Source organism: Faecalibacterium sp. Marseille-Q4137 (assembly GCF_017377535.1).
Taxonomy (GTDB): Bacteria; Bacillota; Clostridia; order Oscillospirales; family Ruminococcaceae; genus Faecalibacterium; species Faecalibacterium duncaniae.
This window is the reverse complement of sequence record NZ_JAFREK010000058.1, coordinates 1-12,255: the sequence shown is the minus strand read 5'-3', so window position 1 is coordinate 12,255 and position 12,255 is coordinate 1. Positions and strand designations below refer to the sequence as shown.

General features: G+C 45.5%; 8 protein-coding genes and 1 pseudogene. 6 read left to right on the top strand and 3 right to left on the bottom strand.

Features of this window, described 5'->3' with window-relative positions; genetic code table 11:
- Positions 1-173: 173 nt before the first annotated feature.
- Genes J3353_RS14745 through mobC form a run of 3 tightly spaced genes read right to left on the bottom strand, consistent with a single transcriptional unit; the run spans position 174 to position 3,060 of the window.
- The gene (locus tag J3353_RS14745) at positions 174-1,109 is read right to left on the bottom strand and encodes a hypothetical protein (RefSeq protein ID WP_207685135.1); all 936 of its coding nucleotides are present in this window, start codon (positions 1,107-1,109) and stop codon (positions 174-176) included.
- 12 nt (positions 1,110-1,121) lie between these two features.
- Positions 1,122-2,654: a relaxase/mobilization nuclease domain-containing protein gene (locus J3353_RS14740; protein WP_207685134.1), complete on the bottom strand. Its 1,533-nt coding sequence runs from the start codon at positions 2,652-2,654 to the stop codon at positions 1,122-1,124.
- On the bottom strand, positions 2,626-3,060 hold the full coding sequence (gene mobC, locus J3353_RS14735; protein ID WP_207685133.1) for a plasmid mobilization relaxosome protein MobC: 435 nt from the start codon (positions 3,058-3,060) through the stop codon (positions 2,626-2,628). The genes J3353_RS14740 and mobC overlap by 29 nt, the downstream gene beginning before the upstream one ends.
- Before the next feature lie 802 nt (positions 3,061-3,862).
- Here mobC and J3353_RS14730 point away from each other — a divergent pair.
- From J3353_RS14730 to J3353_RS14705, 6 genes and pseudogenes are all read left to right on the top strand, one after another.
- Positions 3,863-5,365: a class I SAM-dependent DNA methyltransferase gene (locus J3353_RS14730; RefSeq protein WP_207685132.1), complete on the top strand. Its 1,503-nt coding sequence runs from the start codon at positions 3,863-3,865 to the stop codon at positions 5,363-5,365.
- Complete coding sequence (locus tag J3353_RS14725; protein ID WP_207685131.1) at positions 5,355-6,524, top strand: restriction endonuclease subunit S; 1,170 nt, start codon at positions 5,355-5,357, stop codon at positions 6,522-6,524. Before J3353_RS14730 ends, J3353_RS14725 begins: the two co-directional genes overlap by 11 nt.
- Before the next feature lie 40 nt (positions 6,525-6,564).
- Complete coding sequence (locus J3353_RS14720; protein ID WP_207685130.1) at positions 6,565-7,857, top strand: FRG domain-containing protein; 1,293 nt, start codon at positions 6,565-6,567, stop codon at positions 7,855-7,857.
- An 11-nt stretch (positions 7,858-7,868) separates the two neighbouring features.
- A pseudogene (locus J3353_RS14715) lies at positions 7,869-10,940 on the top strand (type I restriction endonuclease subunit R).
- 16 nt (positions 10,941-10,956) lie between these two features.
- Positions 10,957-11,742, top strand: coding sequence for a hypothetical protein (locus tag J3353_RS14710; protein WP_207685129.1), 786 nt, complete (start codon positions 10,957-10,959; stop codon positions 11,740-11,742).
- A 5-nt stretch (positions 11,743-11,747) separates the two neighbouring features.
- A complete protein-coding gene (locus J3353_RS14705; protein ID WP_158405821.1) occupies positions 11,748-12,185 on the top strand; it encodes a hypothetical protein in 438 nt (145 codons plus the stop codon).
- Positions 12,186-12,255: the final 70 nt, after the last annotated feature.

The following is a 12,255-nucleotide window of genomic DNA, read 5'->3' as shown; positions in this document are numbered from 1 at the left end:
AGTGTTTGTGGACTTTTTCTTTTTGTTCAAACGCACGCTCCTTTGATCGTCCCACGGTGGCAAAGTCGGGCGAGAAAATCAAAGTTTCAATTTTTATCAGGCGCAGGGGCGCGGATAGTTTCCGCCCTGCACTTGCGGCTGGTGGCCCGTTGATGGCTTACAAGTGCCTGTCGTTATGCCGTTTTAGAGGATTCACCGCTGGATTCTGCAAGAACTTCGTCCAGCGTTTTCAAAAATTCAAGGTGAGGTTTCAAGGCAAAGCGAAGAACTTTGACCTGTTCCGGATGCGTAAGAAGTTTCGGGTTCAAGTCGAACGTAACTTCCCAACTCTTTCGCATGAGAGATTCAGCATTGTGGAGCCGATAGTACAGTTCGAGAAACTTTTGGGGAACATCATAGTTTTCATCAATGGTGTTGCTGGCGGCTTTTTCTGCCTGCTTCACCGTTACTTTGTTGGGCTTGACTTTCTTCGGCTTCGGCACATAATTCTTGATTTCTTTAAAGATTTCAGCCTGCTCTTCGGGCTTGGCCTTGCCGAGATTTTCGAGAAGATAATCGGGAATGTGCAGTTCCTCGCGGAAAAACCGATCACGGAAACCGGGAGACAGTTCATCCGCAACGTCAACGCCGTGGGCATAGTATTCTGCACGGCGGACTGAACTTGCGCTGCTGTGATTTTCCTGCGCAATGCGCTCACAGGTTTTCATTGGCTTCTGGTTGTGTTCAGATTGAACACTGCCAGATTTCTTTGCAGTATGCTGATTACCGCGAAACGCCTCGGTGCGCTTTTCAGAGGAATACTGCTTGCCCATCAGAAACTTCTTCTGCTCCGGGGTTAAATTGCGCCGCCCCAGCTGATTTTTGCAGATCCATGCGAGGACCTCTTCTCTGCTTTCAAACGGGAGTGGCATGGTAGAGAAAGAGATTTCGGGATGCTCCTGAACGATTTCATAACGGTTGTGTCCATCAACAAGGGTGTTGTTCCAAACGATCAAAGGAGAGAGCAGCTTGCCCTCTTTGAGGATGTTTTCTTCAAGCTGCTTAAATTCATCATCGGTCAGAGGGGGAATCTGGGACTGGAACTCCGGGTCGATTTTCAAGTTGATCATTCGCACACTCCTTTATCTCTCCTGCTGCGTCTGTTCTTCCTCCCGGAAAAAGGACGCAACATTCTGCTTTGCGGTTTTCAGCTTGAGCAGTTCCTCTTTGGCTTCCTTGTACTGCTCGTAGAATTTTGCCTTTTCGGATGCCAGCTGCGCATACTCGGCTTCCAGCCTTTTCGGGCTGGGCAGCTTTGTGATGTTGTTTGCCTTGAAATAGGCTGCTGCCGCTCGGTACGCTGTCAGCTCTGCACGATGCTGTTCCTCAAAGGCTGCGGGTCGCTTGGCGGTCTTTAACTGCTGGGCAACATTCTTGGTACTGGTGTAGGCTGCGATGTGATAGCGTAGCTCATTGTTGGCTTTCATGCGACCTTCGAGGTCTTTCACCACTGCCAGTGTGTCGTGGTACTTGGTTTCCAGTTCGGTGATGCGCTGGTTCAAGGCGTCCTTGTCGGTCAACTCCTTTTCCTGCAGAAGCTTCACGGTCTGTGCCATAACTTTGAGATTGTGTTTCGTGAGCCAACGTTTATAGCCGATGCCCTTGCCCTCGGTCATCCTCGACTTGTCGATCAGTTTCCCGATGGTATCCTGCTTGAACTGCGCCTTGGGTTTGCGTTCGGCGTTTGCGTTCAGGGCAGCAAGCACTTCTGCCTTGTCGAACTTGTCCCCGAGATGTTTCGCTCGGATGAACTTTGTTCTTCCAGTAGGCAGATAGCTGAGCTGCCCACGGCTTTCCTTGACGGCAATGCCGTACTGCTGCAAGAGCCTGTCGGAAAAATCTTCAAAGCTCGTGGCACGGTACAGCACTGAAGAAATCTGTTTCCGCAGGGTATCTTTTACGGTTTCAAACTTCTTCTGCTTGGGCGGCTGTCCGGTTGCGGCGAGGCCTGTGTTTTCAAGGTCAAGTTTCAACTGGCCGCGCCTGCGCGCCCAATACTCGGCTTCGCTTACGCGCTCTTTCGAGCCGTTGAGCAGGTCGATCTGGTACAGTCCGGCACCCTCGCACAGCTCCATGACCTCGACACGCAGGTGCCGCATGGTCTGGGCTGTGCTGGAGTGCTTCATGCCCTCACGCCAGTCGCGGGGCTTCTGCATATAGGGCTTGCGTTCCACCTCGCGCATTCGGATACTGCCGATCACGATGTGGACGTGGATATTTCCCGAACGATTATGCCCATCGGGGTGAGTGCAGACGATGGCAGGATGACCGGGAAAATTTTCAGAACAAAACTTCAGGCCAAGAGCCTGTGCCGTTTCCATGGTCAAGCCATTGTCGGCTGCATCGCGTGGGTCAAAGCTGATGATATATTGATGGCTCTTAATATCACCATGCTGGGTGTTCTTGCCATACTTGCGGTTTGCCAGCAGACAGGCCGTTGCAAAGGAGAAATCGCCACATTCAAGAGTATCCAGAATGTACGATTCCCGCAGCTTCGGCTTGCCGTGCTCATCCAGAAGTTGCTTTCCGGTGAACGCGTCGTGCTGGTAAACGAGGTACGCTTCGATGGCGGTGTAGTCCGAATTCTTAGAGGCGATATGCTTGAGCGTTGCCATACAGTTCACCCAGAACTTTCTCGGCGCTGAGCCGGAATGCGGTCAGGTCTGCAAGTTCGTCAAGGAGTTTCGCCCGGATCTGCTCGGTGTCCGCACCGCCGGAATTGAAGTGCCTTGCAAGCTGGTTGAGATTGCTGCCCACCTTGCTGCACTGGGCAAGCAAAGTGGAAACAGCGGTCAGGGTTTCTTCTCCGCCGCCGGCAACGATGATTGTTTTCTCGATCTTGACGTTGTGGATGGCACGGCGGATAAAAGTGGAGAGGGAGAGATTTAGGAGTTTGCAAGTGAGTTCCAGTGACGTTTTTTCCTCCGCTGTCACACGGAACTTGATGACGTGCGTTTTGTTGTTCGGCGTGTCGTGGTGCTGGGAATTGCTAGGAATCGGTTGAACATTCGTTTCGGTCATTGTACCTCCTGTCTGTTCGATAACTCCTCGGTGAAGTTATGTAAGCACGACACGCCGTTTGTTCGCGCCATCAGGCGCGAACTATGAGCAGGGTTTGGGGCAGGCACGCCCCAACAAGATCACTTCGGAAATGCAGATGCGTTGAAGAAGTGAAGTCCCGAATGGACAGAAAATGTTCAAGAATTGAAAATTTGTGGCCACGGGACGGTTCTTGCCCTCTACCGCTGCGCTCAAAATCGTTTCCGGGTAATTGTTTCCGAATTGTTAAGGCGTAAAAATAAGTAGAGGTTGTGCTGCTTATGTATGTGGGTCACCGTTTGCTCCGAACGAAGTTCCTGCCCCTGTTTTGCAGCGGCGTTGACGAAAAGTCGGTATCACGTCCGGTCGGCTTATGAAATTTTCAAGGTACGTTTCCCATAAAGAAAAATACCGCCCAAGCAGCGCAGCGATGGATTTTGTCGGGGTGAATCGGCGGCAAAATGAATCGGGTGTGTTGCGGGGCGGTTAATCTTTTAGGGATGATCCACGGCGAGGCAGTGTTCAAAATGAACACGACCACATCTTGTGGATGGTTTCAAACCAATCCACAAAATCGGTGGGATTTGTGACAGAGAATATCATGGTTTGCAGGGTGCGTCAAGATGGTTTTGTGAAATTTATTGCGATAAAGTTGTGATAGTAGGACTTATCTGCCGGAAATTGAAGCATCTTACAAAGAATTTGTGCGCACAAATTGGAAAATCAGCACATCTGTGCTATACTCAAAGCAGAATTTGTTGAGCTAAAACGGAGGTATTGAACCATGTCAGAGAAAAACACCGCCGACATTGGATTTGAAAAGCAGATTTGGAATGCTGCCTGCGTACTTCGGGGCAATATGGATGCTTCAGAGTATAAGGGTGTCGTCCTTGGTCTTATTTTCTTGAAATATATTTCGGATCGTTTTGAAGATAAGTATAATCAGCTGGTTGCAGATGGTGATGGCTTTGAGGAAGATCGTGACGAGTACACATCGGAAGGAATCTTCTTTGTGCCTGCTGGTGCGCGTTGGAGCGATGTTTCTGCAAAGGCACATGATCCCGAAATCGGTCAGGTAATCGATGATGCAATGCGCGCTATCGAAAAAGAAAACGTGCGCCTGAAGGATATCCTACCGAAAAATTTCGCGCGCCCGGAACTGGATAAACGGCGGTTGGGTGAAGTCGTTGACCTGTTTACGAACATCAAAATGATCGAACATGGCAGCGAGAAGGACATTCTGGGACGCACTTATGAATACTGCCTGTCGATGTTTGCAGAGCAGGAAGGCAAGCGTGGCGGCGAGTTCTTTACGCCGTCCTGCGTTGTGCGGACGCTGGTAGAAGTGCTGCAACCGTTCAAGGGCCGTGTGTATGACCCTTGCTGTGGCAGCGGCGGTATGTTTGTGCAGTCGGCTAAGTTTGTAGAAAACCACAGCGGCAACATCAATGATATTTCGATTTATGGTCAGGATTCTAACCCTACAACGTGGAAACTGGCGCAGATGAACCTTGCCATCCGTGGCATTGAGCCTGACCTTGGCAAGTATGCAGCAGACACCTTCCTTGATGACCAGCATCCCACGATGCGTGCAGATTACATCATGGCAAATCCGCCGTTCAACCTGTCCAACTGGGGTGCAGAGCAGCTCAAAGATGATGTACGCTGGCAGTATGGTATGCCGCCGGCTGGAAACGCCAACTTTGCATGGCTTCAACACATGATTTATCACCTTGCGCCCGGTGGTCGGATGGGCATGGTTCTGGCAAACGGTTCCTTGTCCTCCCAGTCCGGCGGTGAGGGCGAGATTCGCAAGAACATTGTGAATGCTGATTTGGTGGACTGCATTATTGCCATGCCAACGCAGCTTTTCTATACCACACAGATTCCGGTTTCGCTTTGGTTTATCTCCAAGCGCAAGAAACAGGCTGGTAAAACGCTGTTTATTGATGCCCGGAAGATGGGCGTTATGGTGAGCCGTAAGTTGCGGGAACTAGCCGATGAGGATATTAAAAAGATTGCCGATACCTACAATGCTTATGTTAATGGTACACTGGAAGATGTAAAAGGTTTCTGCGCAGTTGTTGATACGGAGAAAATTGCAGAGCAGGATTATATTTTAACGCCGGGTCGTTATGTTGGTGTTGAGGAACAGGAAGATGATGGTGAACCGTTTGAAGAAAAAATGGCTCGGCTGACTTCTGAACTTTCGGATTTGTTCAAGCAGTCACATAAGCTGGAAGCAGAAATTAAGGAGAAGTTGGGGGCGATTGGGTATGAAATCTGAATGGACATATCGCCCACTTGGTGAGCTTGTATCTTTTGCATCAGGAGGAACACCGAGTAAAAAAAGAGATGATTATTGGGGTGGAACTATTCCTTGGATTAGTGCAAAGACATTGAAAACGGAGAATATCGACACATCTGATTTGTTTATAACAGAAGAAGGGCTAAAAGCTGGAAGCAAGATTGCGCCGAAGGGAAGCATCTTACTTCTTACACGAGGAAGCGGTCTTTTTAATGGAATACCAATTGCTAGAGTTGAAAAAGATGTGGCTTTCAATCAAGATATAAAGTGTCTGGATTCATATGGAGAAGTGGAAAACGAGTTTATATTTTATTGGTTGTTGTCGCAAAAAGATTATTTGATGGCAAAGGTTGGAGTTACAGGAATTGGAGCGGGAAAATTTGATTTAGATTTTTTACAAAAGCTAATGATTCCGATTCCGAGTGAGCGAGAAAGAAAAAGTATTGTTGGATTCGCAAGTAGCATCAGCGAAAAAATTAGATGTAATGCAAAGGTAAACGATAATTTACTTTGGCAGGCACAGGCTCTTTATAAGGATCGTTTCATTGATTTGAAACCCTTCAATGGCAAGATGCCTCCAGATTGGCAACTTGGCACGGTTTCGGAAATCATAGAGCTACACGATTCCAAACGCATACCCCTTTCAAGCCGTGAACGTGCCAATCTCACAAAGATTTATCCGTACTACGGTGCCACCTCAGTAATGGACTATGTGGATAGGTATCTTTTTGACGGAATCTATCTACTCCTTGGTGAAGACGGTACTGTTGTAGACGACAAGGGCTTTCCGATTTTGCAGTATGTAGAAGGAAAGTTCTGGGTGAACAATCATGCCCACATTATCACGGGTAAGAATGGCTTTACTGTCGAAACGCTTTATTTGCTGTTCAGCTTAACCAATGTTCGGTCAATTGTTACTGGAGCCGTTCAGCCCAAAATTAGCCAAGCCAATCTGAACAACGTGTCCGTTGTCATACCATCGAAAGCGGAATTGAGTACCTTCAACTCAATCGTACAACCAATTTTTTCACAGATTCGCAATCTTCGTGCTGAAAGCGATAGACTTACCTCCACTCGTGATATCCTGCTACCTCGGCTAATGTCCGGCGAAATTGATGCTGCCAATATTCAACTCTAAGCTGCTAAATTATCGTTTATAAAAGAAATGAAGGGATAATATGGAAGATTTTGATAATGCTAAGACAAGAAACCCGAGGGAATGCGTTGTTACAAACCTTAATAGCTACCTGACCTACATTTCTGATATAAAGGAAACCATAAAGAAAGAAGAAGGCGCAGAAGTAAGCGCAAAGCATTATTTCTTCCGTGGACAGGCCAGCAACGAATGGCATGTCATGCCGGGAGTGTTCCGTGGTGGGATGCTTCCACATGAAGCAGAATTGATAAACGCTGCCTACACACGGAATCCTGATGACTTCCGAAAGCTGACAACAGATTTTGAAAAGCTCGCAAAATTGCAACACTATGGGTTGCCAACAAGACTGTTGGATGTGACGGAAAACCCACTGGTGGCACTGTATTTTGCTTGCCAAAACAATCAAGAGAAAAAGATAACTGACGGGAAGACTACGTTATTGCCGCCGACCGATGGAAAAATCTATTATAAACGAGATTACGGAAAAAGTTATAGCGACATAGAGATCAAAGTGTTGGCATATTTAGCGAGTCATGAAATTTCGGGCGATTATACATTAGAAAAGCTGCTCTCGGATTTGAACAAGTATGGAATTTATACAGATAAAGAGGTAAAAGAGTGCGAGGCAAGCGAGTATAAAAGCTTGCTTTCGATTATTCAAAGAAATTATTTTGTGATTTCCAACTTGAATAATGAAAGATTGGTACGGCAAAGCGGCTCTTTTTTAATCTGCGGAAAATATAATGTTCAGCTGAAAGAAAAAATCGGACAGAGCATTGTTAAACGGGCATATAGTGATGTCCAAGATGAATTTGAACTTCAAAGTTTTAGAATACCAGCGGGAAGAAAAGACGCGATTTTAGAGGAACTGAGTTTTTACAATATCAACGAAGGGACGCTGTTCCCAGAACTTGAGCACCAGATGGCATATATTAAAAGCAATTATGCGAACACACAAAAGCCTATGGTTGATCGGTTTGTGAAAACAGAAGTTCCGATAACAAGTATTAGAGAAGTGCGCGATTCAGATGCTTCAGACGATAAAGTGGACGAGATTATTCGAGAAGTATTGCATAATGCTGTGCATCCAGAAATTTTTGATGATTGTTACGTTGCAATTCAAAAGAATCTGATGCCGGATTGGTATCGTAAGGAAATTGGACTCAGTAAAGTTCGATTGGCACTGACGGACACATTGGATAATGGTACGCCGATAGGACGTGCGATGGCAAAAAGAGCAGCACAGTCTATCGTTGAAAAGATTGTGAATGCCATTGCGCAAGAATCGAATACAGCAACTTCGGATAATAGTTGAGGAGAAAAATCATGCTTTCATTTACCGAAGATACCTTTGAACAAGCGGTCATAGAGCTATTTGAAAATATGGGTTACACCCACATTTATGCTCCTGATATGAACCGAACAGATTACAGCCGCCCTCTGCTGGACGATGTTTTGCGGGATTGTCTGGTGCGGCTGAATCGCAGCCTTCCGGCTGTGGCAATTGATGAAGCCATCCTGAAACTGAATGATTTTGATGCGGGAAGCCTGTTGCAGAAGAATATTATTTTTATGGACTATCTGCAAAACGGTATCACGGTCAAATACGCAGTCAAGGGTGAAGAACGGTCTTCGGTAGTAAAGCTGATTGATTATGCAGATGCAGACAAAAATGATTTCTATGTGGTAAACCAATATACCTTCGTGGAAAATGGAAACAACCGCCGTCCGGATATTATTTTGTTTATCAATGGTTTGCCGTTGGTTTTGATGGAACTGAAAAGTCCTTCTAAGGACGAAGTGGGTGCAGAAAACGCATACAACCAGATTCGGAACTATATGAAGGATATTCCTTCGATGTTCTACTATAATGCAATCTGCGTAATCAGCGACCTTTCGACCAACAAGGCAGGAACAATCACTTCTGGACTTGACCGTTTTATGGAATGGAAAACAAAAGACGGTGATTATGAAAACACCGCGTATGCGCAGTTTGACACCTTCTATGAGGGAATGTTCCAGAAAGAGCGGCTGCTGGACATCCTGAAAAATTTTATCCTGTTTTCCGGTGATGGGCAGAAGCCGATTAAAATTTTGGCTGGGTACCACCAGTATTTTGCAGTGCGAAAAGCTATCGAAAAGGCCAAGATTGCCACTAAAACGGATGGCAAGGGTGGTGTGTTCTGGCATACGCAGGGTAGCGGAAAATCACTGTCGATGGTATTCTATGCCCATTTGCTGCAAGAAGCTTTGGATAGCCCCACCATCGTTGTGATGACGGACCGCATTGATCTTGATGACCAGCTTTACACGCAGTTTGCCAAGTGCGCACCTTTCCTGCGTCAGACACCTGTACAGGCAACCAGCAAGGACAATCTAAGCAAGCTGCTGGATGGCCGAGAAGCAAACGGCATCATCTTCACCACGATGTTCAAGTTTGAGCGTGGCGAGAAGCCGCTTTCCGAACGGCGGAATATTGTGGTGATGGCCGATGAAGCCCATCGCGGACAATATGGTTTTGATGAGAAAATTATCATCAAAGAAAATGAACAGGGTGAAAAAGAAGCACATACAGTGATTGGAAATGCCCGAATCATCCATGATGCCCTGCCGAATGCAACCTACATAGGCTTTACGGGAACGCCGATTTCGGCAAAAGATAGAAATACGCGTGAAGTTTTTGGTGATTATATTGATGTTTACGATATGACACAGGCTGTGGAGGATGGCGCAACGCGTCCGGTTTACTACGAGAGCCGTGTTATCAAACTCCACCTCGACCAAAATACGCTGACCTTGATTGATGCGACCTACGATGCGCTGGAACAGCAATCGGACGCTGCAACGATTGAAAAAAGCAAAAAGATGTTGGGGCAGATGGAGAGTGTGCTGGGGGCAGACTCTACCATTCAATCGCTGTGCGAAGATATTGTCAACCATTACGAAAAGTACCGCGCTAATCTTTTGACGGGCAAGGCGATGATCGTGGCGTATTCGCGCCCGATTGCGATGAAGATTTATCGAAAACTTCTGGAGCTGCGCCCGACATGGAACGAAAAAATCGGCGTAGTTATGACGGGTGGCAACAATGACCCGGAGGATTGGAAAGAAATCATCGGTACAAAATCTCACAAAGAAGAACTTGCCCGGAAATTCAAAGACAACGATGACCCGATGAAGATTGCCATTGTTGTGGATATGTGGCTGACAGGTTTTGATGTGCCTTCACTGGCTACGATGTATGTTTACAAGCCAATGCACGGATACAATCTGATGCAGGCCATCGCGCGTGTCAACCGCGTGTTTAAGGACAAAGAGGGCGGCTTGATTGTAGATTACGTTGGCATTGCATCTGCCCTCAAAGCCGCTATGAAGGAGTATACCAAGCGTGACCAGTCCCGATATGGTGATATGGACATTGCCAAAGTTGCATATCCGAAGTTTCAGGAAAAGCTTCAGGTGTGCAAAGATTTGTTGCACGGCTTTGATTTCAGCGGATTTATTGGCGGTTCTCCGTTGATAATGGCAAAGCTGGTCACTGGCGGCGTAAACTTTGTTCTGGACGCAAAAGCACCCAAGCGCAAAGATCTGTTCCTGCGAGAAGCTCTGTTGCTGAAGCAGTCACATTCGTTGTGTTCCAGCATGACCACGGAGCAGGAGCGACATGAAGCGGCCTATATGGAAGCAGTCCGTTCTACGGTGGTGAAGATCACCTATGGTGGGAGTGGCGGCAAGACACTTTCTTTGAAAGAAATCAATGCTCAAATCAATGAACTGCTGAAAGCAAGTATCCAGAGTCAAGGTGTTATCAGTTTGTTTGACAGTAAGAAGGCAGATGAAAATATCAGTCTGTTTGACCCGGCGGTGTTGGATGAAATTTCAAAAATGAAAGAAAAGAACATTGCCGTAGAAATTTTGAAAAAACTTATGGCAGAGCAAGTTTCACTGTATAAACGGACAAATGTTGTGCAGTCTCAGAAGTTTTCAGAAAAGATTACACAGTTGATGAACTCTTACTACAATGGCTTGATTACAAACGAGGAGGTCATCAAGGAACTTCTGAAAACGGCACAGGAGATTACGGAACTGTATAACAACGGTAAAAAGCTGGGTTTGACGTAGGAGGAACTGGCTTTTTACGATGCTCTGACAAAGCCGGAAAACATCAAGGATTTCTACCAAAACAATGAACTGATTGACTTGACCAGAGAGCTTACGGAAATGCTGCGCAAAAATCGGACAATAGACTGGCAGAAAAAAGAAACTGCCCGTGCGAGTATGCGTAAGATGGTGAAGCACCTTCTAAAAAAGTATAAGTATCCGCCAGAAGATTATGATACGGCAATCAGCACGATCATTAGCCAGTGTGAGATGTGGACTGATAATATGATGGCATAAAAAAGAGGATGAACAAATGAAGTTTTGTAATTTTCTTCTTCGAGTTGATGGCATTCGTGAGGCATCATTGGAAGATATGAAAGATGTTGTTGCAAAAGGAAATCATATATTTCGGCCGCAAAAGCAGAAGTATTTATATTCTGTTGATATGGATATTATCGAAGAAAGATTTTTCTGGATGGCATCTGACTACGATGATGCGGTACGCTTCAGAGATTATGTCATAAATAAAAAAACAGGTGAGAAGATGCCGAATCCACGTTCAAAAGAACAGGTTGAACCAAGACAACAATTTTTTGCGTGTTATGATGCACAGAAACATTTTCTTTATATGAATGACTACAATAAGAAGGGATTTGTTGAGCAATATTTAAGTGACACACTGCAAAAGGAATTTAAGATAAGCAATATTTATACATCATTAGATGATTTTTGTAAGAACATTAAAACTATTCGTGGATTTCAATATACGCAAGTGGATAATGTATTCAGCCGTGGAGGAACATTGTTTTCTCAAGTTGGTAACATCTGGGGACAGGACTTGCCAAGCAAGCTTCAACTAAAAATATCGTATGGAGACCTTCCAATACATGGAGGAGGAAAAGGTCTAGTAGATCGTATTTGTCGGCATCGTGAAGAATTTGAAGATGTTGTTATAATCGGATGTGATGAAAGTGGTATAGAGCAAACATTTGATTTTTCGTCTGTTCTAAAACACTTTTTGATTCAGCCAACAAAAGATGAAAATGAGCATTTTGAACCAGATGAAGTAAGGGAACTGCTGCTTGCAAAACTGAGGTGACAGTGGTGGATAAGGAGTATAAAATATTTCTGATAGGGTGCTTTATAACAGTTTCAGTAATAGCCTACTTATTGAATTGGAATTTTGATAGTATGGCAGACACGGCAACTACGCTAGTATCAATAGCCGTAGGTGTATATATTGCTGCTGCATCAGCTCTGCTTGGGAGTCCATATGCAAAGGAACTGAAACAGATAACAGATAAAAAACGGCCATCAAATACATTGTTAGGAACGCTTCTTGACTACTTTAGGCACGCGGGAAAATTGGGTATCACAACTGTTATAGTAAGCTGTTTATATAAGATTCCAGCGATATACAACGTCCCGGTAATAATTGCACGCATAGGTTCTGCAGCTGCGTATGGAATCTTCTTTTGCAATATTTTGTTTTTATGGCTCGTTTTTGTTTTCTTGGTTAACTCCATAGAAAAATCTGTGTAAGCTTTGCGGTTGGCTCTTGACAATAAGCTGTCTTTCTCGTAAAATGGTTTTAGAAAATACTATTATTGAA

Excerpts from the sequence above, each read along its gene's own strand:
- J3353_RS14720 (WP_207685130.1), top strand. The coding sequence starts at position 6,565 with ATGGAAGATTTTGATAATGCTAAGACAAGAAACCCGAGGGAATGCGTT.
- J3353_RS14745 (WP_207685135.1), bottom strand. The coding sequence starts at position 1,109 with ATGATCAACTTGAAAATCGACCCGGAGTTCCAGTCCCAGATTCCCCCT.
- J3353_RS14740 (WP_207685134.1), bottom strand. The coding sequence starts at position 2,654 with ATGGCAACGCTCAAGCATATCGCCTCTAAGAATTCGGACTACACCGCC.
- mobC (WP_207685133.1), bottom strand. The coding sequence starts at position 3,060 with ATGACCGAAACGAATGTTCAACCGATTCCTAGCAATTCCCAGCACCAC.
- J3353_RS14725 (WP_207685131.1), top strand. The coding sequence starts at position 5,355 with ATGAAATCTGAATGGACATATCGCCCACTTGGTGAGCTTGTATCTTTT.
- J3353_RS14710 (WP_207685129.1), top strand. The coding sequence starts at position 10,957 with ATGAAGTTTTGTAATTTTCTTCTTCGAGTTGATGGCATTCGTGAGGCA.
- J3353_RS14730 (WP_207685132.1), top strand. The coding sequence starts at position 3,863 with ATGTCAGAGAAAAACACCGCCGACATTGGATTTGAAAAGCAGATTTGG.